Raw genomic sequence first — 25795 nt, 5'->3', positions numbered from 1 at the left:
AGTCCTTGGCATCGCCACAGGGCAGCCCCCGGTTTTGTAACAGATTGCTGCAGACTTGGGCGAAAAAAAGGGGCTGGGAATCGCTTCCCAGCCCCTCTTTTCATGCCTGTCAGGCCTTGCCGAAACTGAACTGCCCCGGCGCCTGGATCGGGTCCACGTCCACTGGAATCACGTCCTTGGGCAGGAACTTGCCTTCCAGCAGCAGCTTCGACAGAGGATTTTCGATGCGCTGCTGGATGGCGCGCTTCAGGGGGCGCGCGCCGAACACCGGGTCGAATCCGACCTTGGCCAGCTCGGCGATGGCCGCGGGCGACACCTGCAGCGTCAGGTCCATCTTGGCCAGGCGTGCTTCCAGCACCTTGATCTGGATGGCAGCGATGGCTTCGATGTTCTTCGCGTCCAGCGCGTGGAACACCACGGTCTCGTCGATGCGGTTCAAAAATTCCGGGCGGAAATAGTTCTTCAGCTCGTCCTGCACCGCGTCCTTGATGTCCTCATAGTCACGGCCCACCATGGTTTGGATGATGGGCGAGCCGATGTTGCTGGTCATCACGATCACGGTGTTCTTGAAGTCCACGGTGCGGCCTTGGCCGTCGGTCAGGCGGCCATCGTCCAGCACCTGCAGCAGCACGTTGAAGACATCGGGGTGCGCCTTCTCTACCTCGTCCAGCAGCAGCACGCTGTAGGGCTTGCGGCGCACGGCCTCGGTCAAGTAGCCACCCTCCTCGTAGCCCACGTAGCCGGGCGGCGCACCAATCAGCCGGGCCACCGAATGCTTCTCCATGAACTCGCTCATGTCGATGCGAATGAGGTGGTCTTCCGAGTCGAACATAAAGCCCGCCAGCGCCTTGCACAGCTCGGTCTTGCCCACGCCTGTGGGGCCCAGGAACAGGAAGGAGCCGGTGGGCCGGTTCGGGTCGGACAGGCCTGCGCGCGAGCGGCGGATGGCGTTGGCTACCGCCGTGATGGCCTCGTCTTGGCCGACCACGCGGTCGTGCAGCTTGACTTCCATCTGCAGCAACTTGTCGCGCTCGCCCTGCATCAGTTTGCTCACCGGGATGCCGGTTGCGCGGGCCACCACTTCGGCGATTTCTTCCGCGCCCACCTGGGTGCGCAGCAGGCGCGGCGCGCTGGTAGTGCCTTTCACCGATTCCTTGGCCTGGGTTTCCTTGAGTTGCTTTTCCAGCTCGGGCAGCTTGCCGTATTGCAGCTCGGCGACCTTGTTGAAGTCGCCCTTGCGCTTGAGTTCCTCGATCTGGAAGCGCATTTTTTCAATCGCTTCCATCACGTGGGCGCTGCCCTGGGCCTGGGCTTTTTCGGCCTGCCAAATTTCGTCGTAGTCGGCGATTTCCTTTTGCAGTTTGACAATTTCTTCCTGGATCAGGCCCAGGCGCTTTTGCGAGGATTCGTCTTTCTCGCGCTTCACGGCTTCGCGCTCGATCTGCAGTTGGATCAGGCGGCGGTCCAGCTTATCCATCACCTCGGGCTTGGAATCCATTTCAATCTTGATCTTGGCCGCAGCCTCGTCAATCAGGTCAATCGCCTTGTCGGGCAAGAACCGGTCGGTGATGTAGCGGTGGCTGAGCTCGGCCGCGGCCACGATGGCCGGGTCGGTGATCTGCACGCCATGGTGCACTTCGTACTTTTCCTGCAGGCCGCGCAGGATGGCGATGGTGGCCTCCACCGTGGGCTCGCCGACCAAAATCTTTTGGAAGCGCCGCTCCAGGGCCGCGTCTTTTTCGATGTACTTGCGGTACTCGTCCAACGTCGTGGCGCCCACGCAGTGCAGCTCGCCGCGTGCCAGGGCGGGCTTGAGCATATTGCCCGCGTCCATCGCGCCCTCGGCCTTGCCCGCGCCGACCATGGTGTGGAGCTCGTCGATGAAGACGATGGTCTGGCCTTCGTCCTTGGCCAGCTCTTTGAGCACGGTCTTCAGGCGCTCTTCGAATTCACCGCGGAACTTGGCCCCAGCCAGCAGGGCCGCCATGTCTAGCGAGAGTACGCGCTTGCCTTTGAGCGATTCGGGCACCTCGCCCGCCACGATGCGCTGGGCCAGGCCTTCGACGATAGCGGTCTTGCCGACGCCGGGTTCGCCGATCAGCACCGGGTTGTTCTTGGTACGGCGCTGCAGCACCTGGATGGCGCGGCGGATTTCGTCGTCGCGGCCAATCACCGGGTCCAGCTTGCCCATGCGGGCACGCTCAGTCAGGTCGAGGCAGTATTTTTTGAGCGATTCGCGCTGGCCTTCGGCATCGGCGTTGTCCACGTTTTGGCCGCCGCGCACCGCATCGATCGCGGCTTCCAGCGATTTGCGGGTCAGGCCCGCGGCGCGTACCTGCTGGCCAAAGTCGGCCTTGCTGTCGGTCAGCGCCAGCAAAAACAGTTCGCTGGAGACGAACTGGTCGCCGCGCTTGATGGCCTCTTTTTCAGCGCCCTGCAGCAGGCTGCCCATATCGCGGCTGATTTGTACCTGGTCTTGCCCGTGCACAGTGGGCAGCTTCTTGAGGGCCGCCTCGGCCACGGCCAGCAGACTGGGCACGTTCACGCCCGCGCGCTGCAGCAGCGCCTGCGGGCCGTCATCCTGGCGCAGCATGGCCGCCAATACGTGGGCTGGTTCGATATAGCCGTGGTCGGCACCGAGTGCCAGGGTTTGTGCGTCGCCCAGGGCTTCCTGAAATTTGGTAGTAAGTTTGTCTTGTCGCATGTGGATCTCCAATGCTGTGACAGATGGGCCAGAGCTCTGCATTTTCAAGGCCTGCTCTGTGGACAAGCTTGCGCCAGATCAAGCCAGGACTTAGGCAAGACCCCCTGTGCGCCGGAAGGCTGACACAGAGGGCGCTGCGTCAGTCCTACAAGTACTAGATTTATAGAAAATCAGCCTCTAGCGCATATGAAATAAGCACGAGCAGCTACAAAAATAGAAGCAAATGCAACTTTGGCCAAAGTCCTAAAATCGGCCTATGAACATCCACCAGCTGTCGGCCCGCTACAACCAGGAGCAAGACCGCATTCTGGTCCGCATCAAATCCACCGATGGCACCGAAATGCGCCTGTGGCTCACCCGCCGCCTCACACTGGCCCTGTGGCCCACGCTCAACAAGGCCGTAGTGGAGCATGTGGCGCGGCAAGACGGCGGCACAACCCACTTGCGCGACGATGCCAGCAAGAAGATGCTGGCCGACTTCCAGCGCGAAGCCGTGCTGCGGGATGCCGATTTTTCCACGCCCTACCAAGATGCACCCGATGCCGCCCCCACCACCCTGCCCTTGGGCAGCGCCCCGCTGCTGGTGACCGAAGTGCGCATCACCCCGGTGGCCAACGGCCCTTTGAAAATTGCCTTCAACGAGCAGTTGGTAGGCCAGACCAACGGCCGCGGCTTCCAGGTGGAGCTGGCCCCACCGCTGGTGCACGGCCTGGTGCAACTGCTAGAGCGTGCCTTGCGGCAGTCGGCCTGGGGTGAAGGTAGCGATGTGCTGGGAACGCCGGGGTTGCAGGCGAACGACGTACCGGTCGCGGCAGAACGGCCTAAGTACCTGAATTAGGCTTTGCAGGCTTTGGCTGCGGCGCACCAAGCCCGCAGCTTCTCACCGCAACCACACATCCACCAGAAAATACACTGTATGCGCAAGCAACTTACCGAGGCGCTAGCCTTGTTCCGCCAAGGCAACTATTTTTCTGCACTGAACATCGCCCAGAAAATCAGTCTTACCACGGGCAGATGCAGCCGAGGCTGCGGGCTCCGATGACGGCGGTCTCGCAGGCCCTGGTGCAGCGGCTGCTGGTGCTGGACCAGGGCCTGCCGCTGCTGGGTTAGTCAGGCGTTGCTGGCCGCAATACCCCAGCGCTGCAAAGCAGCATCGTCCTGCACCCGGGCATCGACCCAACGCGCCCCATCCGGGGTTTGCTCTTTCTTCCAAAACGGGGCCTGGGTTTTCAAATAGTCCATCAAGAATTGGCAGGCCTGGAACGCCTCGCCCCGGTGCGCCGCGCTGACCGCCACCCACACAATCTGGTCTAGCGGCTGCAGCAGCCCCACGCGGTGGATCACCTGGGCAGCGTAAATGTTGAAGCGGGTCATCGCCTGGTCCACCATCGCCTCAATCGCCCGCTCGGTCATGCCGGGGTAGTGCTCTAGCTCCATGCTGGTGACTTCACCGCTGGCATCAGGGTGCCAGTCGCGCACTGTGCCTAAAAAGCTCACCACTGCGCCCACGCGGCGGTCACCTTGGCACAATGCCGCCGTCTCAGCACTGAGGTCGAAGTCATGGGTCTGGATGCGTACGCGTCCCATGCTCAAGCGCCTGCCACCGCAGCCGGCGACGTGGACTGCATTGCTTTATCGAGGTTGAGCACCGAGATCGCATTGGTCACGGTGGTAGCTAAGGTGTTGAGGACGCCCGAGCGCAAAGCGCCCAAAATAGCGGCCACCTTGGTTGGCTCACTGGCCACGGCCAGCACATTCGGAATGCGTTGCAGATCGGGCAACGAGAGTCCGATGACACGGCCCTGCATGGCGCTGGATGCCGGTTTTCCGTGGATGTCGATGAAGTCGTAACCCATCAAATCGCCCACCGCCCCAGTCATTTTGGCGTGGGTGATTTCGCTGGGTGAGAACCAGCCCATGCGCACGATATTGCTGTATTCCGACATGTCACCAACCCCAACTAGAGCGATATCCGCGCGGCGGGCTTTGTCCAGCGTGTGCCGAACGGTTTCGTTTTCGATCAGCGCTTCGCGCACGGCTGGATCACGCACTAACGCGGGCGCGTAGAGCGATTCACACTCACCGCCAAAGCGGGCCGATAGACGCCGCGCAATGTGGTCGGCATTCATGGTTTCACCGCCACGGTAGGAGCCCCCAATGGCGCTGACAAAGACGCAACGTCGCAAAGTAGCCGACATGGCGTGTTCCGAGACTGCGCTGACATTGCGCCCCATGCCCACCGCGATGACGGAGCCATCTGCCAACTCGCGATCCAGGTAGGCGGCAACCAGCCCGGCCAGCAGCCCACGCTGCTTGTCGGCATCGTTGTGATCCACCGCCAAAAGCGCTCGCTGGATGCCAAACCGCTGGATCAACTCCTTTTCGATGTCAGAGGCAAATGCTGCATGCGGACGGACCCGGATTTCGACGATGCCAGTGGCTTGGGCGCGTCGCAACATGCGTCCTATGGTGGCGCGCGAGATCGCAAACATCTTCGACAGCTCCTCCTGGGTCATACCGTCCACGTAGTACAGCGTAGCCAATCGGCTCAGTTCATCCTCAGACATGTGCAGCAATTCTTCCTAGAAGCAGCTTACCTCGCTGCCACCCAGTCACTGGACTGTGTAGCCGCCGTCTATCACGAGGTTTGCGCCGATCATTATCCCTGCATGGCTGCTGACCAAATAAAGAATCGCAGAAGCAATTTCTTCGGGCTGGGCAAAACGACCCACTGGAATTTTGCGCTTCATGGCCTCGCCGACCTCGCCCGCCCAAGCCTTCCTGCCAAGTGCGGTTTCCACCACCGTAGGCGAGACAGCGTTCACCGTAACGCCAGACGCGGCCCACTCGATGGCCAGCACCTGCGTCATCGACACAATCGCGGCCTTGCTAGCGCAGTAGGCGGCATGCCGCTCCAACCCGACTACGGCGGCTTGCGAGGCTAGATTGACAATCCGTCCATGACCGCGTTGGCACATGGTTTTGCCGACCGCCTGGGATAAAAAAAATGGTGCCTTCAGGTTGACCGCCATAGTCTTGTCCCAGTCCGCCTCACTCACATTGAGCGCCTGGTCGAGCAAAACTACCCCCGCGTTGTTGATCAAAATGTCGATGGCTGAAAACCGCGCCAACGCCTGCTGCACCGCGCTCTCTATTTCGGCCAGATGCGCAACGTCACATACCAACCCAAGATGTTCACCCGGCAGCCGGGCCGCCAACTGCGTGACCGTCGAACTCATGTCCAGCAGCACCAAATTAGCCCCCTGTGCCGCAAACAGCTCGGCAACAGCAAGCCCTATCCCCGCAGCCGCACCAGTTACCAACGCGGTTTGGCCCTGCAGGCTAAATCCTTGTTCAAATGTTTTACTCATAGTGAAGCCTTCCTGGCTCATGCTTATGTGGGTGGATGTGGCGCTGCCCGATGGCGCCGGGCAGCTCGCGTTTAAAGCACAGGACTTACGCAGCGCCCCCTGTGTCGCCAACTGTGTCGCCCACTGAGCGCCCAGGGGGTCTTGCGCAAGTTCTGAAGCATTTACTTGGTATTGGCCAGCATGGCATCGGCGTTTTGCGTGGTGATCGGTGTCCACGGAATACTGTACGCCTTGGCCGTGCCGTCACCCCAGTTCAGGCCTGCTGCGGTGTACTTAGTCCAAATCGACGAGTGCGGTTTATAGCTTGGACCATCAATACTACGCAGCAATACATCAAGTGCACCCTGGGCTTGGGCATTGGCATCTTGCAGCACGCTGACCATATTGCCTGCCTTGACGGCGCGTACAGCGTCAGTCACGCCGTCAATACCCGCCGTGGGAATACTCTTGGGATCCAACCCTTTGCCTTTCACCGCCTCGATAGCACCCAACGCCATCTCGTCGTTCTGTCCAATGATGCCGTTGATCTTGCCGGAGTGGGCCGTCAACCAGTTCTCCATCAGCGACAGCGCCTCAGCCCGCGACCAGTTGGCGGTCTTCATTTCCAGTACTTTCACATTCGGGTATTTGGCCAGCACATTTTGGTTGCCCTTGCGGCGTTCGATCTGCGCCGACTGGCCGATCGGACCCTCCAGAATCACCACATTGCCTTTGCCGCCTATCGCTTTGATGACAGATTCCGCCTCCATCTCGCCCGCAATCACGTCATTGGAGCCGACGTAAGAGGTCAATTTATCGCTGTTGACGCGGGTATTCGAGCCAACCACCGGGATCTTGGCCGCTGCGGCTTTTTCCACCGCGTCGGCACCGGCCTGGATGTCGATGGGCACAAACAGGATGCCATCGTACTTTTGCGTCACCATAGTTTCAAACTGGTTGTTCTGCGTCAGTGCATCGTACTTTCCGTCAAAAATAGTGATCTTGACAGTGCCGTCTTTGACCAAGGGGTGGTCTTTGAGTGAATTGGCCCAGAGTTGCATGAACTCCCCCTTGAGCCCATAGACTGCAGCGCCGATCTTATAGGTCTTTTTGGCCTGTGCCAGAGCGGGGCCTGCCGCTATAACGGTCAATGCAATGGTCAGGGCCGCGAGTTTAAAAATACGCATTTCGAGTCTCCTTGGTTGTTACTATCCTGTAGACATGCAGCGGGCCTAGACCTGCTTGCGACGCGAAACATCTAGCAGCACTGCTGCCACGATGATTACGCCCTTGATGACCTGCTGGTAATAGGACGAAACGCCCAGCAAATCCAAGCCGTTGTTGATCACGCCAATAATCAGCGCACCGATCAAAGTACCCGTCAGGCTGCCGACACCACCGTTCAGGCTGGTACCGCCAATCACCACCGCCGCAATGGCATCAAGCTCGTAGGCCACACCCGCCTGCGGCAATGCCGAGGTAGTGCGTGCCGCCAGAATGATCCCGGCCAGTGCCGACAACATCCCTGCAATCGCATAGACCGCAAACACCACCCACCGCGTCTGGATGCCACTGGTGCGCGCACTCTTCTCATTTCCGCCCACTGCATAAACATAGCGACCAAAGGTGGTGTATTTGAGAATGAACCAAAACAACAGAAAAATGACGACCAAGATGATGACGGGCACAGGAACGCCCGCCACCACCCCTTGCCCAATGGTGCGAAACGCTGGCGACAGATTGGCGATTGGCATACCGTCATTGGCGATAAAGGTTAGCCCGCGCGCAACACTCAGCATCCCCAGGGTGACCACGAATGGCGGCATGCCCAGCCGCGCCACCAGCGCCCCGTTAACCATGCCGAGCAGCAGGCCCACGGCCAATGCGGCCAGTACTGCCAGTGTCACCCCGCCAGTTGCCCCACCCGTGACGAAACCCGCCGCCACGATGCCCGCCAGCGCCAACACCGACCCCACCGACAAATCAATACCTTTGGCCAAAATGACATAAGTCATGCCAATCGCCAAAATGCCGTTAATCGAGGTCTGCCGCAGGATGTTGACCCAGTTACCCCAGGTCAAAAAACTCTCTTCTATCGCTCCCAGCACCACGCATAGCAATGCAAAAGCGATGAAGATGCCGTAATCGGCCGCCAGATGGCGTAATCTCGGTCGGCGCAAAGCGGCAGCAGGTGATGGCGCAGCAGTAGTGGACAGGCTCATGGTGTTTTGTCTATTTTTTACAGGGAATGGGCGCTGACTCAAGATGCCAGGTGCAACAGGTCTTCCTGTGTGGTGGCGCGCGCATCGACGATGGTGGATAAGCAGCCTTTTTTAAAGATCGCTATACGGTCGCTGACTTCAAGCACCTCGGGGGCTTCGGACGACACCAGAAGCACCGCCCCGCCCCTGGCTGTGAACTGTTCCAGCAGCGCATAAACCTCGCGCTTGGCACCTTCGTCAATACCACGTGTTGGTTCGTCGCAGAGCAGACATACCGGATCGGTAGCCAGGCAGCGGGCCAGCACTACTTTTTGTTGATTGCCACCACTCAAACCAGACACCGCCATATCCGGCGATGCCAGTTTGATGTGCATGCTGTCCACCATGCGCCGCACCAAGGAGCGCTCGGCAACCCGGTTTACCACTGCAACTTGCGACAAGGATGGCAAAGCCGCCAGCGTCATATTCATGGCGACCGAAGAGGTCAGCACCAAGCCAGTGGCCTTGCGATCTTCGGTGACCAGTGACATGCCGTTGCGAATGGATACCCCGGGTTGCCCCGTTGGCAAAGGAGCCCCGCGCAACATGACCTCGCCATGATCGGGCGTGGTGAGGCCATAGAGGCAATTAAGGAATTCACTCCGGCCTGAACCCATCAGCCCGTAAATGCCCAACACCTCACCAGCGGCAACCGCCAGCGATACGCCGTCAAATTCTCCTTTGCGCCCCAGCCCCGACACCGAGAGCAAAGCTTGGTCAGCCACCTTGGGGGCGGCGCGTTTGGCAACCGGCAACTCGCGGCCAATGATCTGGCGCACCAAGTGGCGGCGGTCAATATCGGCAATGCGTCCTGCTTCCACAAAACTACCGTCGCGAAATACCGTGTAGCTGTCGGCGATGGTAAAAATCTCCGACAAGCGGTGCGAGACATAAATAACGCCAGCCCCGTGCGCCGTCACCCGCCGAATGGCGGCGAACAAAGTCGCCGTTTCGTGCTCTCCAATGGCCGAGGTCGGCTCGTCCATGATGATGATCTCACTACGGTGGCTAAAGGCTTTGGCGATTTCAACCAACTGCATTTGCGCCAGGCTCAATCGGTGCATCGGCATACGGGGGTCGATGTCGAACTGCAGGTGCTCCAGCAGCTCGCGTGCTTGCCCGACCAGCCGCGAAAAATTCACCACAAACCCGGCGTGTCTTGGTTCTCGGCCCAGAAAAATGTTTTCGGCAACCGTCATACCCGGTATCGGCGACAGCTCCTGCGTGATGATGGATATGCGCGATGCCAAGGCCTCAGACGGCCCGGCAAAGTCCACCTCCCGGCCTTTAACGCAAATGCTGCCCGTATCGCGGCGCATGATTCCCATCAGGATGTTCAGAAAAGTGGATTTACCCGCGCCGTTGCCGCCACACAGCGCATTGACCGAACCCGCCAGTAACTCCATGCACCCGTTGCGCAAGGCCACTACGCCGTTAAAGCTCTTGGTCACGGCACTGGCCGATACCAGTAATTCGGAGCCTGCCATACCGACAGCGATATTGCCATCCACTCTCAGCCCCAGTCGGCGTTGCGCGCCTGCTCTGCCTCGTAGGCATCGATGAGGGATATCTTGCTTGCCGACTTGCCACCATCGAAACGTGCTGCCAAGTAGCTATCAACGATGGCCTTGGCCAACTCAGAGCCCACCACCCGTGCACCAATGGTGATCACCTGCGCATCGTTGCTGCGGCTGGCCCGCTCAGCCGAGTAGGTGTCGTGGCACTGGGCGGCGCGCACGCCAGTCACTTTGTTGGCTGAAATCGCCATTCCAATGCCTGTGCCGCACAGCAGCACTGCGCGCTCAAAACGTCTTTCGGCCACGGCTTCAGCCACCTTGAATCCCACATCCGGATACAACACGGGGCGCCCATCGAAAGTACCAAAGTCTTCCACTGTATGCCCCTGCTCTAGCAGGTGCTGCTTGAGCACCTCCTTGAGGTCGTAAGCCGCTTCATCACATCCAATTGCAAGATTCATAAAATTCATTCATTTTGAACATTTGATCACAACATGATCTTTTGTAAATAACATTTTTACCGTGATTCGCTATTCGGTCAATTAAATTAGCGTATTTAATGTACGTATTTACCCTTGTTTTTAAAAATAACATGCAATTAAATCTATATTTAGATATCATTTCGCATCGTTTTCATGCAGAAAGCATGATTTATTGATCTATTAATGATCATATGCATCAATCATCCCATACACAGGAGTCCTAGTCCATGAATAGAGTTATCAACCACCCCGATCTCGTCGTAGAGGACATGCTGGTCGGCTGGCTCAGCGCCCATCCTGGTGTCAGTGCAACAACCAACCCGCGCGTGCTACGCCGCACGGCTGCACCTATGCTTGGAAAAGTGGGCATCGTGACGGGTGGTGGATCGGGGCACGAACCTGCGTTTATTGGTTATCTAGGCGACGGCTTGTTGGATGCCGTAGCCGTGGGGGAAATTTTCTCTTCGCCTACGGCCCGCAATTTTCACGACGCGATGCGCGCAGCCGACGGCGGTGCCGGTGTGGCCTGCCTGTACGGCAACTACGCGGGCGACAACATGAACGTCAAAATGGCCATAGAAATGGCGACAGATGAGGGCATTACAGTCAAAACGGTGGTCGCCAATGACGATGTGCCATCAGCCCCAAAAAGTGAAGAACACAAGCGACGCGGCGTGGCCGGCGAAATCTTCATGTGGAAGGTGGCTGCCGCTGCGGCCGACCAGGGCGCTTCGCTAGACCATGTGATAGCCGCCGCGCAAAAAGCCATTGACAACACCCGCAGCATAGGCATTGGCCTTTCAGCCTGCATCATTCCCGCCGTGGGCAAAGCCAACTTCACCATCGCACCTGGCACCATGGAGGTCGGCATTGGCCACCACGGCGAGCCGGGTATTGATGTACGCAAAACCGCCAGTGCCGCCGAGATGGCCGAGCTGATGCTCAACGTAGTATGGCCCGACCTTGCCCTGGCCGCACAAGACCGGGTCGCCGTACTGGTCTCAGGACTGGGTGCAACACCGCTGATGGAGCAATACATCCTGTTTGGCGAAATCTCCAAGCGTCTCGCTGAAGGTGGCATAGCGATCGACTTCAGTCGGGTGGGCAATCTGTTCAGTTCTTTGGAAATGGTCGGCGTGACCCTCACGCTGATGAAGCTGGACGACGAACTGGCCGCTTGGCTTGCCGCACCCTGCCAATCGGTGGGCCTGTCAGTGGCCGGTGTGGCAGCAACGCAGACCACGCCTTCAGCCCCAATCAGAGTGGTGTCTAATCCAAAATCCCTACCAAAAATGACGAACCGCACGACGCAGCCAGCGCGAATGGTAAACGGCCCCTCAATCAGCTTGGCCCATGCAGGCCCAGTGGTGCGTGCGCTGATAGCCACTGTCCAGAGCAACCGCGAATACCTTAGCGAAATCGACGGTGCCATTGGCGACGGAGACCATGGAGTCAACATGAGTAAAGGATTTGCAGCCTGCGCGACGCGTCTGGACGCGCTGGGCGAACACGCACAACACTTACCCGTTGCACTAGAACAACTTTCGCAAGCGCTGATGGACGATATTGGTGGTTCAATGGGGCCGTTGTATGGAAGTTTTTTTGCGGGCTTGGCACAAACACTGGCACCGCACGAGCGACTTGATGCAGCACTGTTTGGCGACGCACTGGCCACAGCCGTGGCGAACGTGCAAAAAATGGGTAACGCACAAGTGGGTGACAAAACCCTGATCGACACCTTAGCGCCGGCACTGGACGCTTACCAATGCGCGCTGGCCAACAATGCAGATTTCCGTAGTGCGTTAGAGAGCATGCGCAGTGCTGCCGAACGCGGTAAGGATGCAACCCGTGACATGCAGGCCCGCATTGGCCGATCGGCCCGACTCGGGCCGCGTTCAATCGGCGTTTTGGATGCCGGTGCCACATCCTGCTATCTACTGCTTGCTACCATTGCCGCAGACTTGACACGGCAACTGGTGCGTTGAATAGGGACAGGACTTGCGCATGACCTGTCACCATTACACCCTTGCCGTCCACGGCGGCGCAGGCACCATTGCCCGTGGCCAGACCGATGCTGCGCCTTACCACGCCGGGTTGCGGGCTGCGCTAGCCGCGGGCGAAGCGGTGCTGGCCGAGGGCGGTAGCGCATTGGACGCAGTAGTGGCGGCGGTGCGGGCGCTGGAGGACGAGCCGCTGTTCAACGCCGGGCGCGGGTCGGTCTACACATCGGCGGCGCAGCACGAGATGGATGCCGCGGTGATGGACGGGGCTACGCTGGCCGCCGGAGCTGTGGCGAGTGTTCGCACCTTGCGCAATCCGGTGCAACTGGCGCGCACGGTGATGGACTCCAACTTTGTGCTGCTCAGCGGCGATGGGGCCGAGCAATTCGCCCGCGACCACGGCTTCGAGGCCATGCCGCCCGGCTACTTCCACACCGACCACCGGCTGGCGCAGCTGCACCAAGTGCAAAACGCGGCCAGCGCCTCCATGCAGATGGACCACGCGGCCCCACTCGACGAAACCCGCAAGTTCGGCACCGTGGGCGCAGTCGCCCTGGACAGCGCGGGCCACCTGGCCAGTGCCGTGTCCACCGGCGGTATGACCAACAAGCACCCGGGGCGGATTGGCGACTCGCCGCTGGTGGGCGCGGGCATTTACGCCAACGACCAGAGCTGCGCGGTCAGCGCCACCGGCTCGGGCGAATACTTCATCCGTGCCTGCGTGGCCCACGACATCCACGCCCGCATGGCCTACGCCGGGGCCACGCTGGATGCCGCCAGCCAGGCCGCGCTGGCCGAGGTGGGGCGGTTAGGCGGCGAAGGCGGGGTGATTGCGGTAGACCGGCAGGGGAACATTGCCCTGCCCTACATCAGCGCGGGCATGTACCGGGGCTGGGTGCGGGCGGGGGAAGCGGCGCAAACGCGGATTTTTGAGTACTGAACCAAAAGAAGGCAAAAATCTACAAGGCATCACGCAAAAGTGGAGGCGCGACTTCCAGAAACAGCACAGAACTGTCTCCGCCAGGCTGATGCTGTTGCCCTCTGCAAAACTTGCGCCCTAGCCTGGGGGTACGCGTTATTTTTCCGCAAACGCCCGTTCAACGACGAAATGCCCGGGCGTGGAGGTGTTTCCTTCCTTGAAGCCGCGCTCTTCCAGCATGTGCTTCAGGTCGACCAGCATGCCGGGGCTGCCGCAGAGCATGACACGGTCGATAGCCGGGTCGAACTCGGGCAGGTCCAGGTCGGTAAACAGCTTGCCGTTGTGCAGCAGCTCGGTGATGCGGCCCATGTTGCGGTAGGACTCGCGGGTCACGGTGGGGTAGTAGCGCAGCTTGCTGGTGACCATTTCGCCCAAGAACTCATGTGCGGGCAGGTGCTCGGTGAGCATGTCGTGGTAGGCCAGCTCTTCGACCTGGCGCACGCCGTGGACCACGATGACCTGCTCGAAGCGCTCGTAGGTTTCGGGGTCACGCACGATGCTCAGGAACGGAGCCAGGCCGGTGCCGGTAGACAGCAGGTACAGGTGTTTGCCAGGCAACAGGTAGTCGGTGACCAGGGTGCCGGTGGGCTTCTTGCCGACGATGATCTTGTCGCCCACTTTGATGTGCTGCAGCTTGGAGGTCAGCGGGCCCTCGGGCACCTTGATGCTGAGAAATTCGAGGTGCTCTTCGTAGTTGGCGCTGGCAATGCTGTAGGCGCGCAGCAGCGGTTTTCCGTCTTCCTTGCGCAGGCCGATCATGGTGAAGTGGCCGTTGCTGAAGCGCAGCGCGGGGTCGCGTGTCGTGGTGAAGGAGAACAGGCGGTCGGTCCAGTGGTGCACGCTCAGCACGGTTTCTTCGTTGAAAGCACTCATGTTTGGTAGCTAGGAAGGTTGGTGAAAATAAACGCTATTTTCCTACAGCCGCCAGGCCCGCCCGCCCAGGAGCCATTCCACCTTGCGGCCGCTATGGTAAATCTAAAAGAAATATGCTTCTGGCGCATATTCCGCCTGCGCCAATAGCTATTAAATATATAGCAAATGAGTTTAAAGAGGCTCTGGTGACCGGGATACACGCGCGAGTTGCAAGGCAAAGAAAGCCAGTAAAAACAACAAAAATGCCACCCGCGGCACGTCCATCACACTGCTGACCAGCCCCACCAGCAGCACACCGCAGAGCGATGCCGCCAGGTACGGTGCCAGGGGCTGGCGGCGGGCACGGCCCAGCACCAGGTGCCACAACGCCGTCACCATCAAGCTGCCCCCCAGCAGCAGGCCCGGCAGGCCACGCTCGATCAGCACTTCCAGATACAGGTTGTCAATATGCCAGGGCAAGAAATAAAAACGCGCCGCCGGGAACCAGTGCGCCAGGTTCTGCGCAAAGTCGCCATTGGCCAGCAACTCTTGCGGGTCCACACCCTGCAGGCTGATGGATTGGAAATCGGCATGCGCACCGGCCCCCATGACCATCACCGAGAACATGCCTAAACGCGGTGCAAACCACGGGCCGCCTTTGAAATGGGGGCCGCGCAAGGGCACCACGATGCGCTGCCACGGGTCGGCTGTGGGCTGCAGGTCCAGATAGGCATCCTGGCACCGGCCCGGGTAGAGCAAATGCCGTTCACACAGCTGCAGGTAGACGCTGACGGGCTGCTCCACCCGCACCTGCAAGGCGGCCCGGTAGCGCATACCGGGCTGCGGGCGCACCCGCTGGGTGGCGGCAAACATACCCTCCAGATCCTCATCGGTATCGGGGCTAGACACGCGCAACACGGGGCGCTCCGTACCCTGCCCAGCCTGCCAAGCCACGTGGCCGGGCAGCCATGCCACGTGGCCGGACCACTGGCCCTCGGGGTAGCTGCGGGCGTACTGCGATGGCAGGCGGCCCAGGCCGATGCCGGTGATCCAATCCAGCGGGTCTTGCAGCAGGTCCAGGCCCCTCTGCCAATGGGCCATGCGACTTCCGAAATCGCGTTCGGTGGCGTTCAGTCGGCTGGCCATGAAGCTGCCGCCATTCAATACGCCGACCACCTCCACTAGCAGTGCAATGCCCAAAGCCCAGGCGGCCTTGGCGCGCCAGCCGATAGGTCGGCGGCGCTGCCACAGGCTGGCGGCGAGCGCCCGCAGGTCCAGGCCGGCTTTTTGCACCCACAGCAACAGCCCCAGCAGCACCAGCGGTACCGCCATCGACAGGTAAACACCGCGCGAAAACGTGGTCAGCCCCGCGTACGTCACCAGCACCGCCAGCAGCGCGCCCCCAGCCCATTGCCAGGGCCGCCGGGCACTGCGCAAAGCCCAGGCCACAAACGGCGTGGCCAGTGCCAGATAGGCATCGATGGCCGCGCCGCCAACATGCATTTCCCAGAAAAGCGCGGTTGTGCGGTACTTGGCGGTGAAGTTGAACCAACCGGGAAAAGCCGCCCGCTCCCACAGCACGGCCAGGGTCACCACCACCAAGCCTACCAGCATGCCCGCCGCCAAACGCTGGCAGCTTTGCAGCACCGACTGCCGCAACGCGTCTTGCAACACGGGGATGCACAGCGAGGCCCAGAGCAGGCTTTTGGCAACCCGCAGGCTGTTCAGCGGATCGCCGTAGCCCTGGAACAAGCCCCAAGTGAAGCCTCCCGCATCCAGGCCGGCACGGGCCAGCGACAGCAGGCTGGCGGCGGCGAACAGGGCGACGATGGCCGTGCCAAAAGGCAGCGGCTGGCTCCAGCGGAACACGCCGGTCCAGGGCCGCCGAGCCAGCCGGAAGTAGTCCGCAGCCAACACCGCTAGCAGCAGCAAGTCCAGCTCATCAAAAATCAGCCAGCCGGTCCACGGGGCAAAGTTCAAAAAAGGCAGGCAGGCGGGCACGGCGAATAGCCAGGCACCGGGCCGCCACACGGCTATGACGGTGGCCACATAAAACCCAGCCAGTGCCAGTACAGGCGAAATAGGGTGCGCCAGTGCCAAGCCGCCGCCCGCCACGCAGCAGGCCACCGCTAACAGCGCCGAAACCCAGCGGCGCGGGTCCACCGATTTAAACCAGCACTTCCACGCAGGCCGGATGGCCTAAAAATCCCTGCGGACTGGCACTGGCACCGTAAGCACCGGACTGGAACACCACCACCAAGTCACCCTCTTGCGCCGTGGGCAAAACCATGCGGTCGCCCAACAGGTCCAGCGGTGTGCACAGCGGGCCTACCACCGAAGCAGGCTCCACATCCACCGCGCCCATGCGGTTGCCGATGGCCACGGGGTAGTTTTTGCGGATCACCTGGCCAAAGTTGCCCGAAGCCGACAAATGGTGGTGCAGGCCACCGTCGGTCACCAAAAACACCTGGCCGCGCGAGATTTTGCGGTCCAGCACCCGGGCTACGTACACCCCCGCCTCGCCCACCAGGTAGCGGCCGAGTTCGATGACAAACGATGCCTGGGGCAGCTCGGTTTTGGCACGTTCGGCCAGGGCGGCCAGGTTGTCGCCGATAGGCTGCAGATCAATGCGCTGCTCGCCCGGGAAGTACGGAATGCCGAAGCCGCCGCCCAGGTTCAGAAACTTCACCGGCAACGGCGTGGCCTCGGCCAGGCGCACGGCCAGCGCGTAGGATTTTTGCTGAGCTTCGCAAATCGACTCGGGGCGCAGGTTTTGCGACCCGGCGAACAGGTGGAAGCCTTCAAACGCCAGGCCCGCGCTGCCAATGGCGGCCATCAGCTCGGGCATTTGCTCCACGTCCACGCCGAATTGCTTGGGGCCACCGCCCATCTTCATGCCAGAGCCCTTGAGCTCGAAGTCGGGGTTGACGCGCACCGCCACCCGGGCGGCCAGGCCCAGTGCGTTGGAAATGCCCGCCAGCAAGCCGACTTCGCGCATGGATTCCAGGTTGACCAGCACGCCCGAGGCCACGGCCTGGCGCAGCTCTGCCTCTCGCTTGCCGGGACCGGCAAAGCTGATCTCTTGTGGGTCGGCACCGGCATCCAGCGCCACCTTAAGTTCGCCTGCAGAAGCCACGTCGATACCATCGACCAGCCCGGCCATCAGCCCCACCACGGCGGGCATGGGGTTGGCCTTCATGGCGTAGTGCAATTTGACGCTCACGGGCAAGGCGGCGCGCAGCTCGGCCACACGCTGGCGCAACTGGGCACGGTCGTAGGCGTAAAACGGGGTTTGGCCCACGCGTGCGGCCAGTTGGGTCAGCGGTATGCCGCCTATGACGAGCTCGCCGCCGTGTACGGGAAACTGGGTCAAGGGGGCGTGGACGGGTACAGCGCGGTCGGTCATGGGAGTCATTCTTTAGCTAAGGTGGCGCTCGGCCCAGTCGGTGGACAGCCATTTTCGGTCGATCTTGCCATTCGGGTTGCGGGGCAACGGCCCGGCCACCACCTCGACGTTGGCAGGCAGCATATAGGCAGGCATGCGGGTGCGGCACTCGGCCAGCAAGGCGGCGGTGTCCAGCGTGCCACCGGCGACATCCACCGGGGCGGTGGCAATCACCTGGATGGCTTGGCCCCAGGCAGGGTGCTCCACGCCAAAGGCTACGCATTCGCCCACCAGCTTGGTGGCGTACAGCACTTCCTCCACTTCGGTGGGGCTGACGCGGTAGCCCGAGGACTTGATCATCTCGTCGCGGCGGCCAATGAAGTACAAAAAGCCCTCGGCATCCATGCGCACGGTGTCACCGGAAAACACGGCGTATTCAGGCAGTTGCAGGCCCGGCTGGCGGCCCGGTACGTCGGCGGCCAGCAGCTTGTAGCGTTCGGCAGTTTTTTCGGCATCGTTCCAATAACCCATGCCGACCAGCGCGCCACGGTGCACCAGCTCGCCCGGCTCTTCGGGGGCGCAGGGGCTGCCGTCTTCGCGCAGCACCAGGATTTCGGCATTCGGGATGGCCTTGCCGATGGAGTCGGGGCGGCGGTCTACCTCGGAAGGTGGCAGGTAGGTGGAACGGAAAGCCTCGGTCAGGCCGTACATCAGGAAGGGTTGGCTGTGGGGCACGCGCTGGCGCAGCAGGTCCAGCGTCTCGCGCGGCATGCGGCCACCGGTGTTGGCAAAGTAGCGCAGCTTCTCGGCAATGGCGGCGGGCCAGGCGGACTGGGTGAGCTGGATGTACAAGGGCGGCACAGCGGTCAGGCCGGTCACGCCTTCGCGCTCCATGGCCTTGAGCACGTCGCGCGGCAGCAGGTAGTTGAGCAGCACCACGCGGGCGCCCACATGGAAGGCGGTGGTGAGCTGGCTGAAACCTGCGTCGAAGGACAAAGGAAGTGCGGCCAACAGGGTGTCCGCGCTTGTGTTCTCTAGATAGCTAGCTACACTTTTTGCACCTGCCACCATATTGCGGTGGGACAGCACCACGCCCTTGGGCTTGCCGGTACTGCCCGAGGTGTAGAGGATGGCGGCCATGTCGGTGTCGATGACCCGGTGTCCGGCGCGGGGCGTGGCTGACAGCAGGTCAGACCACTGGGATTGCTGCAGGCTGGGGATCGCCTGAGGTGCGGCATCGGTCAGCACGATATGGCGCAGATCGGGGCAGCTACCCAGCACGCCCACCAGCAGCGCTAGGCGTTCTGGCGAAGTCACCAGCACGCGCACATTGCAGTCTTGCAGAATAAAAGCCACCTGCTCGGGCTTGAGCAGCGGGTTCAAGGGCACAAACACGGCACCGGCGGCGGGTGCGCCAAAGCTGGCGATCACGGTCTCGAACCGCTTTTCCAGGTAAATCGCTGCCCGCTCACCCCGGCCCAGCCCCAAGGCCACCAGACCGGCTGCGCATTGCGCCACCGCCGTTTGCAGTTCGCTGTAGGCCATGGATACCGCGCCGTAGGTCAGCGCGCGGTCTTGCGGGGCCCGCTGCGCGGCATAGGCAATGAGTTCATGCAAAAGTGTGGATTCACGCATAGGGTTCACGGTGGGAGAAAAGGGTAAAACCGCCAAAAAAACCAGCTAAAAGTATCGCACAGGGGCTTGCGCGGCAAAGCCCTGTGCCGCCCCTAAAATGCAGTCTACTTTTAGCCAACCAAACAGGGATTCCCATGGATGTGACACAGGAGGTCAAAGCAGTTCTGGACGAGGTTTTAAGTTTGAATGGCCGCAGCGCCGCGTTTACCCGCGATACCCATTTACTGGGTGCCATTCCCGAGCTGGACTCGATGGCCGTGGTGTCCCTCATCACCCGCCTGGAAGAGCATTTTGGCCTGACGGTAGACGATGACGACATGGACGGCTCGACCTTTGCAACCGTCGGTGCCCTGGTCGATTTCGTCAACGCCAAACTCGCGGACTAAAGCGAAAGCCTATCCGATGGATGCTTTTTTCTTGCCCGTCGGATCTGGCCAGCGATTCGCCATTTACCACCCGGTAGAGGGCGGCACAACGCGTGGACGGGTGGTTTACATACATCCGTTTGCCGAAGAAATGAACAAGTCGCGCCGCATGGCCGCCGTGCAAGCCAGAGCCATGGCCGCCAAAGGGTATGCCGTCTTGCAGCTGGATTTACTAGGCTGTGGCGACAGCTCTGGGGACTTTGGTGAGGCCACCTGGCAAGCTTGGGTGGACGATGTCGTGCTGGCTTGCCAATGGCTGCGCAGCCAGGGCGATGCACCGCTGTGGCTGTGGGGGCTGCGTGCCGGTTGCCTGCTGGCAGCCCAGGCAGCGGCGCAACTGGACGAGGCCTGCAACTTCTTGTTTTGGGCACCCACACCCGCAGGTAAACCCCTGTTGCAACAATTTTTACGCCTCAAGGCGGCGGGAGATATGGCCAGTGGCAATGCGAAGATCGTGATGGATGGTCTGCGCCAGCAATTAGCGGCCGGCGAATCGATCGAAATCGCCGGATACACACTGGCGGCAGCACTGGCATCGGGACTGGAGCAAGCCACGTTGGCAGCGCCCGTCTCGGCGGGCAGGCTCGAATGGCTGGATCTCTCCACCCAGCCCGGTGCCACCCTCTCACCGGCTACCGCCAAGCCCCTGCAAGCCTGGCAAGCTGCTGGATTTGCCGTGCGCAGCCAAATCGTCATGGGCCCGTCGTTTTGGCAAACCAGCGAAATTGAAGCCGCCCCAGCCTTGCTCACGGCAACCTTGGAAGCGCTAGAAACAACCCTGTCTACGCAGGCTACCGCATGAAAACCACGGAACAAGCCGTACTGTTTCCTTGCGGACAAGATACGCTGGTGGGCATTTTGAGTCTGCCAGCCGCAACGACCGCATCCACAGACACCGCCGTTGTCATCGTTGTGGGAGGGCCCCAATACCGGGTGGGCAGCCACCGGCAATTTGTGCAGTTGGCTCGCCATCTCGCTGCTGCGGGTTACGCAGTACTGCGGTTTGATTACCAGGGCATGGGCGACAGCGGCGGGCCAACCGGCGACTTTTTAAGCGCCGAGGCGGGTATTGCTGCCGCAATTGACACGCTTGGAAACCTCGTCCCGCAAGCTAAAAATATCGTTTTATGGGGCTTGTGCGACGCTGCATCGGCTGCACTTCTATATGTGAGCGACAAAAAAGACCCGCGCGTCACCGGCCTGTGTCTGTTAAATCCCTGGGTACGTTCGGAGGTCAGCTTGGCACGCACCCAAGTCAAGCACTATTACACCCAACGATTAATGCAGCGCTCATTTTGGAGCAAGCTTTTCAGCGGCAAAGTGGCTTTGGCCGCTGTGCGGGGCTTGGTCCAAAATGTGCAGCTCGCTAACCAAAAAGTAAGTGCAACACATACGACTAACCAGCCATTCCAGCAACGCATGGCACGTGCGTGGACAGGTTTCGGCGGCCGTATTCTGCTTTTACTCAGCGGCAACGATTACACCGCCAAAGAGTTTGTAGAGTACGCTGGCACGCATCCCGCCTGGTCTAAAGCTTTTCAGCATCCACGGCTAGAACGCCACAACCTCGTGGAGGCAGACCATACCTTCTCTAATAGACATGCCCAAACATCCGTGGAAAACACCACACTCGATTGGCTGATCGCGCACGGCACTCAAGAACACATTGCACACAAGTAACAGGAGCCATTCCCAATGCACTTCAAGAAATTCACCACGGCTCTGTTGTTTCTAGCTCTCAACCTATTGTTTTGCGGCTCTGTATGGGCTCAGGTCAATAGTGCCTCATGCGGCTCCATTGAGAATGCATTTGGGCCCTACGACTTTCGCACCGAACGCGGAAACAACCTTCATTTGGTTGAATCGGCCCACTTCACGCCAAACGTTGAATCGCTTGTTAAAGCTACGACTGGATACATAGGACAAGATCTAGATTACACATTGCGCGCATTCCCCAATCACCACAGGGCATTAATGACAATTATTCGGTATGGTGAAAAAAAGAAGTCGGAACAACCATCCGACCTGAATTACAGCGTGGAATGTTATTTTGATAGAGCCATACGTTTTCGCCCAGACGACAGCTTGGTACGGATGATTTACGCCACATATCTCAATAAAAACAAGCGTGTTCCTGAAGCCATTCAACAGCTAGATATCGGGGCAGTACAAGCAGAAAGCAAAGAAAACCCCCTAACCCACTACAATTTGGGCTTATTATATTTAGAGAACAAAGAATATAATAAATCACTTATACAAGCGCACAAAGCATATTTTCTCGGTTTCACCCAACCGGATTTAAGAGAGGAACTCAAAAAAGCCGGAAAATGGAGTGATCCGGAAGTGATAGCACCTAACGCCAGTACATCATCTCCAGCCCCCTCCAATTGAAACTTAGAGAGCAATCTTTGCAAATTAACGCTCAAGCACCTAACTTGTTACGATCTTCTCTGCCACGCGGGCCTGTCCTAGATTGGTCGAGTTTCAAATGCATTGATGTCCCGAATGTTCACAGCATTGAAAATCTACCCAATCTCGCCCTGACCACTAGTGGTCGCGCAGCTATTTATCAAGCCCTTTTAAAGTTAAAACTTCCTGCCCATAGTGCGGTTCTAATACCGACATACCACTGCCCGACAATGGTCGCACCGGTATTGTTGGCGAATCTGCAAGTTACTTATTATGGATTGCGACAAGACGGTTTACCCCATCTTGAAGTGATAGAAGAATCAACCGCACAAAAATGCAAAGCTATGCTGGTCCCGCATTATTTCGGCTTGGCAAAATCACTGAAAAATGTCCGCCAGTGGTGCGATGATCGGGGAATTTTTCTAATTGAAGATTGTGCCCACTGCTACTTTGGTAATGCAGGAGAGCGGGCAGTTGGCGCATGGGGAGATTTTGCGACAGCTAGCCTTTCTAAATTTTTCCCAGTTCCAGAGGCGGGTTTATTGGCTTCAGCATACCACCCCATAACGCCGCTAATTTTAGTAAAAATACCAATTAAAGCCCAACTCAAGGGTTTGGTTGATGTCCTGGAACTTGCTTTGCGGCACCATCGCCTAGCAGGTTTAAGACCTCTAATTGCGTGGATTTTTAAATTAAAAAATCTCCGTACGCCATCTGCCGAAACCTTGGACGTAACTGCAACGGCCTCAGAAGTTTCAGCCATGATGCGTGATTGCGATATGGCACGTGTGGACATGGCCCCATTATGGTCAGCTATAGCATTAAAAAACATTTTGCCACGTGGACACATTATTATTCAGCGTCAAAAGAATTTCGCCCGCTATGCAAAATATTTTGCACAGGTGGAAGGGGCTAAGCCTTTATTCATAATCCACCCAGATATTGCAGCATCTACCGCACCTTATGTATTTCCATTATGGGTAGACGATCCCGATGCCATATACGAGGCCGTACGTGCATTAAAACTTCCTGTATTCCGTTGGGACCGTATCTGGCCTGATATGCCAAGCTTACCAGAAGACAATGGCCCTTTATGGAGCCAGCACGTACTTCAACTCCTATGCCATCAGGATCTCAGCGCCGATGACATCGACTACACAGCACATGAGATCCTAAATTTATTGACGGTACAACAGGCGAAAATCCATGTCACTGCATAAAATCAATTGGCAAAATTTGCCCGCCGACAGCCTTCAGAAAACACCGACACTGCTGCTCGAATGGGACCGACTCAATGCCATGCGGGGAGACCTGCCATTCATGACGGCAAATGCGGTTTGCTCAGCGCTGCGCATTTTTGGTTCAGGTACAGAAAAATTACTGGTTGCCCGACAGGACGGTTCGGTAATTGCAATGCTATTAACGGTACCCAGTGGCCCATTCCAATGGCGGACCTTTCAGCCATCGCAACTCCCTCTGGGAGTTTGGGTTGCCGCAAAACACATCACGACTACTTTTCTCATACGCAGTCTATTGCGTGGCCCGCTTGGATTTTGCCTAGGTTTTTCCATAACCCAGGTAGATCCGCTGTTGGCCCCGCTTGAAGCCGACCAGCCTGACACCAAATATATAGACTATATCGACACAGGGTGGATAGAGATCCTGGGGACATTCGACGATTACTGGGCAGCCCGCGGTAAGAATTTACGCCAAAATATGCGTAAGCAACGCAACAAGCTCGCAACAGAAGGTACCCATATCCAGATGCGTGTACTCACTGCACCTGAAGATATGGCAGGCGCAATTGCCCGCTACGGGATATTAGAAAGTTCTGGATGGAAAGCCTCGGAAGGCACTGCCATTCACCCCGACAATCCACAGGGACAATTTTACACGCAGCTACTGCAAAATGCGGCAAAGCATGGAGAAGCCGTAGTTTATGAATACTTTTTTAACGAAAAAACGGTGGCTCTTAATCTATGTTTGCAACGTTCTGAAACGCTTGTAGTATTAAAAACAACCTACGACGAAACGATTAAAAATTATTCTCCTGCATTTCTCCTCAGTCAAGATAAAGTTGAACAGGTATTTGGCCAAGACAAAATAAAGCGACTTGAATATTATGGCCGAATGATGGAGTGGCACACCCGCTGGACAGAAAGTAAGCGCACCCTCTACCATTTGACATGCTATCGCTGGGCTTGGCTCAAAAAACTGGCCGGGCGTCGGCATAAAAAACCAGAAGAATCCCCTGAAAACCTCACTGCGGGGGAATCCGGTACCGTTTTTATTACACCTTCTGTACCGGAATCGCATTCATGATTACGGTCGTCATTCCTTACTATCAAAATAAACCGGGAATACTTGCCAAGGCGCTAAAGAGTATTGCCGCCCAAAAACCAGTACCGATGCCGTTACACGTATTGGTCATCGATGACGCATCCCCGGTATCTGCCGAATCCGAATTAAAAAGTATTGGCGCAATAGACTGCATGGTACAGATCGTGTTGCAACCCAACGGGGGCCCCGGGGCTGCCCGCAATACAGGCCTTGACCACGCGCCAGCAGGAACGCGATATATCGCGTTTCTTGACTCTGACGATGAATGGTCCGATGACCATCTGTCCCGCGCGGTCGAGGCACTGGATGCTGGATACGAATTTTATTTCACCGATCACTACCAGCTTAACTCAACCGTTGGGGCATTTGCACGGGCTGGTCGCATTCAACCAAGCGCGCATCCGCAGTTGCCCGGCAAACAGCCAGGTTTGCATGCTTACCAAGGTGATTTACTGGACCAGATCATACGTGGCAATGTAATCGGGACATCCACCGTGGTATACGACTTCATACGGTTTACAAAAAATCGTTTTAAAGTTGAATTTACCAATGCAGGAGAAGACTACTTATTCTGGATGGATATTGCACATAGCGGTGCAAAGTCAGCGTTTTCCAGCCAATGTGAAGCCCGTTATGGTTCTGGCGTAAATGTATATGCAGGAGCAGGTTGGGGGACTGAAAAAAATTTACTCCGTATCCACAACGAAATAAAATATAAAAAACTTACTTGCAAGCTGTTTCCAGTCACCGAACCACAGCGAGTGCATATTCAAAATAGCCTGGATACGTTGCGTACCTCTTTTGCGCAAGATTTGCTTCACCGGATAATGCACCGAAAGAAACTACCACTCGGTCTTTTAAAAGACCATTTCCAATTGGATCCATTGAGCTACTCAAACCTCCCAAAAGCATTGGGAAATGCAATCTTCAAAAGAAAATAGAAAGATTGCCTAATAAAAAAGGCCGTTTGCTGGATGCCAGCAAACGGCCTTGGAAGCGATTATGGTGGGCTGGGGTCAATTGAAAGAAGCCTTGAAACCCTTATGGAGTCTCCTTAGTATATTTATTTTTCTAGCATCGTACCCCCGTTTGTACCCCCACTATAGTTCGGTTGCTGTTGCATCAAAGGGGCTTTCCACTAAAGCGACGCAAATGCGCCATTTCAAATTATCTGTTCGAACACACCCATTGCAGCGGTTGAAGTCCATCCAGTTGATCTGTTGAATCTTGATTTGTTGATGCCGACTTTGAATTGACCAGTTGGGCGCACTTGTGCCAATTGGGGGTGCGGCGGAATTCTTGGATTGGGTAATGCCGTAAGTCCGAGGCTTGCTCGATATTCATGGACTGGAGATCCAAAATTGACCCCTATTTAATTTATGACATTCATGGACGTAACGGTTAAAGTTAAATACGGTTTCGCACAACTTGATAAGGTTCCATATGACTAATCTGA

At 58.2% G+C, this 25795-nt stretch carries 22 protein-coding genes; 10 read left to right on the top strand and 12 right to left on the bottom strand.

The annotated features are described in order from the left end of the window. Nucleotides 1-109: 109 nt before the first annotated feature. Nucleotides 110-2704 (bottom strand): ATP-dependent chaperone ClpB, encoded by a 2595-nt coding sequence (gene clpB / locus AC097L_RS13210; RefSeq protein WP_479586890.1) that lies wholly within the window; start codon nucleotides 2702-2704, stop codon nucleotides 110-112. A 256-nt stretch (nucleotides 2705-2960) separates the two neighbouring features. Here clpB and AC097L_RS13205 point away from each other — a divergent pair, with 256 nt between their 5' ends. Continuing rightward, a complete protein-coding gene (locus tag AC097L_RS13205; protein ID WP_479586889.1) occupies nucleotides 2961-3542 on the top strand; it encodes a hypothetical protein in 582 nt (193 codons plus the stop codon). Nucleotides 3543-3814: 272 nt separating this feature from the next. On the opposite strand, the gene AC097L_RS13200 is transcribed toward AC097L_RS13205, so the two are convergent. The 7 genes from AC097L_RS13200 to rpiB all read right to left on the bottom strand — a co-directional run bounded on the left by AC097L_RS13200 (nucleotide 3815) and on the right by rpiB (nucleotide 10293). Beyond that, the gene (locus tag AC097L_RS13200; RefSeq protein ID WP_479586888.1) at nucleotides 3815-4291 is read right to left on the bottom strand and encodes a molybdenum cofactor biosynthesis protein MoaE; all 477 of its coding nucleotides are present in this window, start codon (nucleotides 4289-4291) and stop codon (nucleotides 3815-3817) included. Between the two features lie 2 nt (nucleotides 4292-4293). Then, nucleotides 4294-5271, bottom strand: coding sequence for a sugar-binding transcriptional regulator (locus tag AC097L_RS13195; RefSeq protein ID WP_479586887.1), 978 nt, complete (start codon nucleotides 5269-5271; stop codon nucleotides 4294-4296). A gap of 45 nt (nucleotides 5272-5316) precedes the next feature. Then, on the bottom strand, nucleotides 5317-6075 hold the full coding sequence (locus tag AC097L_RS13190) for an SDR family oxidoreductase (RefSeq protein WP_479586886.1): 759 nt from the start codon (nucleotides 6073-6075) through the stop codon (nucleotides 5317-5319). Nucleotides 6076-6236: 161 nt separating this feature from the next. Continuing rightward, on the bottom strand, nucleotides 6237-7241 hold the full coding sequence (locus AC097L_RS13185) for a substrate-binding domain-containing protein (protein ID WP_479586885.1): 1005 nt from the start codon (nucleotides 7239-7241) through the stop codon (nucleotides 6237-6239). Between the two features lie 45 nt (nucleotides 7242-7286). Further along, nucleotides 7287-8276, bottom strand: coding sequence for an ABC transporter permease (locus tag AC097L_RS13180; protein WP_479586884.1), 990 nt, complete (start codon nucleotides 8274-8276; stop codon nucleotides 7287-7289). A gap of 38 nt (nucleotides 8277-8314) precedes the next feature. Then, the gene (locus AC097L_RS13175) at nucleotides 8315-9802 is read right to left on the bottom strand and encodes a sugar ABC transporter ATP-binding protein (RefSeq protein ID WP_479586883.1); all 1488 of its coding nucleotides are present in this window, start codon (nucleotides 9800-9802) and stop codon (nucleotides 8315-8317) included. A gap of 26 nt (nucleotides 9803-9828) precedes the next feature. Next, on the bottom strand, nucleotides 9829-10293 hold the full coding sequence (gene rpiB / locus AC097L_RS13170; protein WP_479586882.1) for a ribose 5-phosphate isomerase B: 465 nt from the start codon (nucleotides 10291-10293) through the stop codon (nucleotides 9829-9831). 248 nt (nucleotides 10294-10541) lie between these two features. On the opposite strand from rpiB, the gene dhaL reads away from it, so the two are divergent. Continuing rightward, the gene (gene dhaL / locus AC097L_RS13165) at nucleotides 10542-12299 is read left to right on the top strand and encodes a dihydroxyacetone kinase subunit DhaL (RefSeq protein WP_479586881.1); all 1758 of its coding nucleotides are present in this window, start codon (nucleotides 10542-10544) and stop codon (nucleotides 12297-12299) included. A 19-nt stretch (nucleotides 12300-12318) separates the two neighbouring features. Further along, complete coding sequence (locus tag AC097L_RS13160; RefSeq protein ID WP_479586880.1) at nucleotides 12319-13254, top strand: isoaspartyl peptidase/L-asparaginase family protein; 936 nt, start codon at nucleotides 12319-12321, stop codon at nucleotides 13252-13254. A 135-nt stretch (nucleotides 13255-13389) separates the two neighbouring features. Here AC097L_RS13160 and AC097L_RS13155 read toward each other — a convergent pair whose 3' ends face one another. The 4 genes from AC097L_RS13155 to AC097L_RS13140 form a co-directional block, all read right to left on the bottom strand. Then, on the bottom strand, nucleotides 13390-14166 hold the full coding sequence (locus AC097L_RS13155; RefSeq protein WP_479586879.1) for a ferredoxin--NADP reductase: 777 nt from the start codon (nucleotides 14164-14166) through the stop codon (nucleotides 13390-13392). 171 nt (nucleotides 14167-14337) lie between these two features. Further along, nucleotides 14338-16308 (bottom strand): O-antigen ligase family protein, encoded by a 1971-nt coding sequence (locus AC097L_RS13150; protein WP_479586878.1) that lies wholly within the window; start codon nucleotides 16306-16308, stop codon nucleotides 14338-14340. Between the two features lie 4 nt (nucleotides 16309-16312). Beyond that, entirely contained in the window at nucleotides 16313-17551 is a 1239-nt protein-coding gene (locus AC097L_RS13145) for a pyridoxal-dependent decarboxylase, exosortase A system-associated (RefSeq protein WP_479586877.1), read from the bottom strand. Nucleotides 17552-17563: 12 nt separating this feature from the next. Next, nucleotides 17564-19165, bottom strand: a complete 1602-nt coding sequence (locus tag AC097L_RS13140; protein WP_479586876.1) for an acyl-CoA ligase (AMP-forming), exosortase A system-associated — start codon at nucleotides 19163-19165, stop codon at nucleotides 17564-17566. Nucleotides 19166-19299: 134 nt separating this feature from the next. Here AC097L_RS13140 and AC097L_RS13135 point away from each other — a divergent pair, with 134 nt between their 5' ends. From AC097L_RS13135 to AC097L_RS13105, 7 genes are read left to right on the top strand one after another with little or no spacing between them, the layout of a single operon-like run. Further along, nucleotides 19300-19551 carry an acyl carrier protein gene (locus AC097L_RS13135; protein ID WP_479586875.1) on the top strand — a complete coding sequence of 84 codons (252 nt, stop codon included), beginning with the start codon at nucleotides 19300-19302 and terminating at the stop codon, nucleotides 19549-19551. 16 nt (nucleotides 19552-19567) lie between these two features. Beyond that, entirely contained in the window at nucleotides 19568-20392 is an 825-nt protein-coding gene (locus AC097L_RS13130) for a hydrolase 2, exosortase A system-associated (protein WP_479586874.1), read from the top strand. After that, nucleotides 20389-21270, top strand: a complete 882-nt coding sequence (locus AC097L_RS13125; protein ID WP_479586873.1) for a hydrolase 1, exosortase A system-associated — start codon at nucleotides 20389-20391, stop codon at nucleotides 21268-21270. The genes AC097L_RS13130 and AC097L_RS13125 overlap by 4 nt, the downstream gene beginning before the upstream one ends. A 15-nt stretch (nucleotides 21271-21285) precedes the next feature. After that, nucleotides 21286-21981, top strand: coding sequence for a tetratricopeptide repeat protein (locus AC097L_RS13120; protein WP_479586872.1), 696 nt, complete (start codon nucleotides 21286-21288; stop codon nucleotides 21979-21981). Between the two features lie 17 nt (nucleotides 21982-21998). Beyond that, nucleotides 21999-23219, top strand: coding sequence for a DegT/DnrJ/EryC1/StrS family aminotransferase (locus AC097L_RS13115; protein WP_479586871.1), 1221 nt, complete (start codon nucleotides 21999-22001; stop codon nucleotides 23217-23219). After that, nucleotides 23206-24321 (top strand): GNAT family N-acetyltransferase, encoded by a 1116-nt coding sequence (locus AC097L_RS13110; RefSeq protein ID WP_479586870.1) that lies wholly within the window; start codon nucleotides 23206-23208, stop codon nucleotides 24319-24321. Before AC097L_RS13115 ends, AC097L_RS13110 begins: the two co-directional genes overlap by 14 nt. Beyond that, a complete protein-coding gene (locus tag AC097L_RS13105; RefSeq protein WP_479586869.1) occupies nucleotides 24318-25280 on the top strand; it encodes a glycosyltransferase family 2 protein in 963 nt (320 codons plus the stop codon). Before AC097L_RS13110 ends, AC097L_RS13105 begins: the two co-directional genes overlap by 4 nt. Nucleotides 25281-25795 lie beyond the last annotated feature (515 nt).

It is taken from the genome of Rhodoferax sp. RT5P35 (assembly GCF_056521385.1).
The sequence above is the reverse complement of the archived record's forward strand: the minus strand, read 5'-3'. Positions and strand labels throughout refer to the sequence as shown.

Excerpts from the sequence above, each read along its gene's own strand:
- clpB (WP_479586890.1), bottom strand. The coding sequence starts at position 2,704 with ATGCGACAAGACAAACTTACTACCAAATTTCAGGAAGCCCTGGGCGAC.
- AC097L_RS13205 (WP_479586889.1), top strand. The coding sequence starts at position 2,961 with ATGAACATCCACCAGCTGTCGGCCCGCTACAACCAGGAGCAAGACCGC.
- AC097L_RS13200 (WP_479586888.1), bottom strand. The coding sequence starts at position 4,291 with ATGGGACGCGTACGCATCCAGACCCATGACTTCGACCTCAGTGCTGAG.
- AC097L_RS13195 (WP_479586887.1), bottom strand. The coding sequence starts at position 5,271 with ATGTCTGAGGATGAACTGAGCCGATTGGCTACGCTGTACTACGTGGAC.
- AC097L_RS13190 (WP_479586886.1), bottom strand. The coding sequence starts at position 6,075 with ATGAGTAAAACATTTGAACAAGGATTTAGCCTGCAGGGCCAAACCGCG.
- AC097L_RS13185 (WP_479586885.1), bottom strand. The coding sequence starts at position 7,241 with ATGCGTATTTTTAAACTCGCGGCCCTGACCATTGCATTGACCGTTATA.
- AC097L_RS13180 (WP_479586884.1), bottom strand. The coding sequence starts at position 8,276 with ATGAGCCTGTCCACTACTGCTGCGCCATCACCTGCTGCCGCTTTGCGC.
- AC097L_RS13175 (WP_479586883.1), bottom strand. The coding sequence starts at position 9,802 with ATGGCAGGCTCCGAATTACTGGTATCGGCCAGTGCCGTGACCAAGAGC.
- rpiB (WP_479586882.1), bottom strand. The coding sequence starts at position 10,293 with ATGAATCTTGCAATTGGATGTGATGAAGCGGCTTACGACCTCAAGGAG.
- dhaL (WP_479586881.1), top strand. The coding sequence starts at position 10,542 with ATGAATAGAGTTATCAACCACCCCGATCTCGTCGTAGAGGACATGCTG.
- AC097L_RS13160 (WP_479586880.1), top strand. The coding sequence starts at position 12,319 with ATGACCTGTCACCATTACACCCTTGCCGTCCACGGCGGCGCAGGCACC.
- AC097L_RS13155 (WP_479586879.1), bottom strand. The coding sequence starts at position 14,166 with ATGAGTGCTTTCAACGAAGAAACCGTGCTGAGCGTGCACCACTGGACC.
- AC097L_RS13145 (WP_479586877.1), bottom strand. The coding sequence starts at position 17,551 with ATGACCGACCGCGCTGTACCCGTCCACGCCCCCTTGACCCAGTTTCCC.
- AC097L_RS13140 (WP_479586876.1), bottom strand. The coding sequence starts at position 19,165 with ATGCGTGAATCCACACTTTTGCATGAACTCATTGCCTATGCCGCGCAG.
- AC097L_RS13135 (WP_479586875.1), top strand. The coding sequence starts at position 19,300 with ATGGATGTGACACAGGAGGTCAAAGCAGTTCTGGACGAGGTTTTAAGT.
- AC097L_RS13130 (WP_479586874.1), top strand. The coding sequence starts at position 19,568 with ATGGATGCTTTTTTCTTGCCCGTCGGATCTGGCCAGCGATTCGCCATT.
- AC097L_RS13125 (WP_479586873.1), top strand. The coding sequence starts at position 20,389 with ATGAAAACCACGGAACAAGCCGTACTGTTTCCTTGCGGACAAGATACG.
- AC097L_RS13120 (WP_479586872.1), top strand. The coding sequence starts at position 21,286 with ATGCACTTCAAGAAATTCACCACGGCTCTGTTGTTTCTAGCTCTCAAC.
- AC097L_RS13110 (WP_479586870.1), top strand. The coding sequence starts at position 23,206 with ATGTCACTGCATAAAATCAATTGGCAAAATTTGCCCGCCGACAGCCTT.
- AC097L_RS13105 (WP_479586869.1), top strand. The coding sequence starts at position 24,318 with ATGATTACGGTCGTCATTCCTTACTATCAAAATAAACCGGGAATACTT.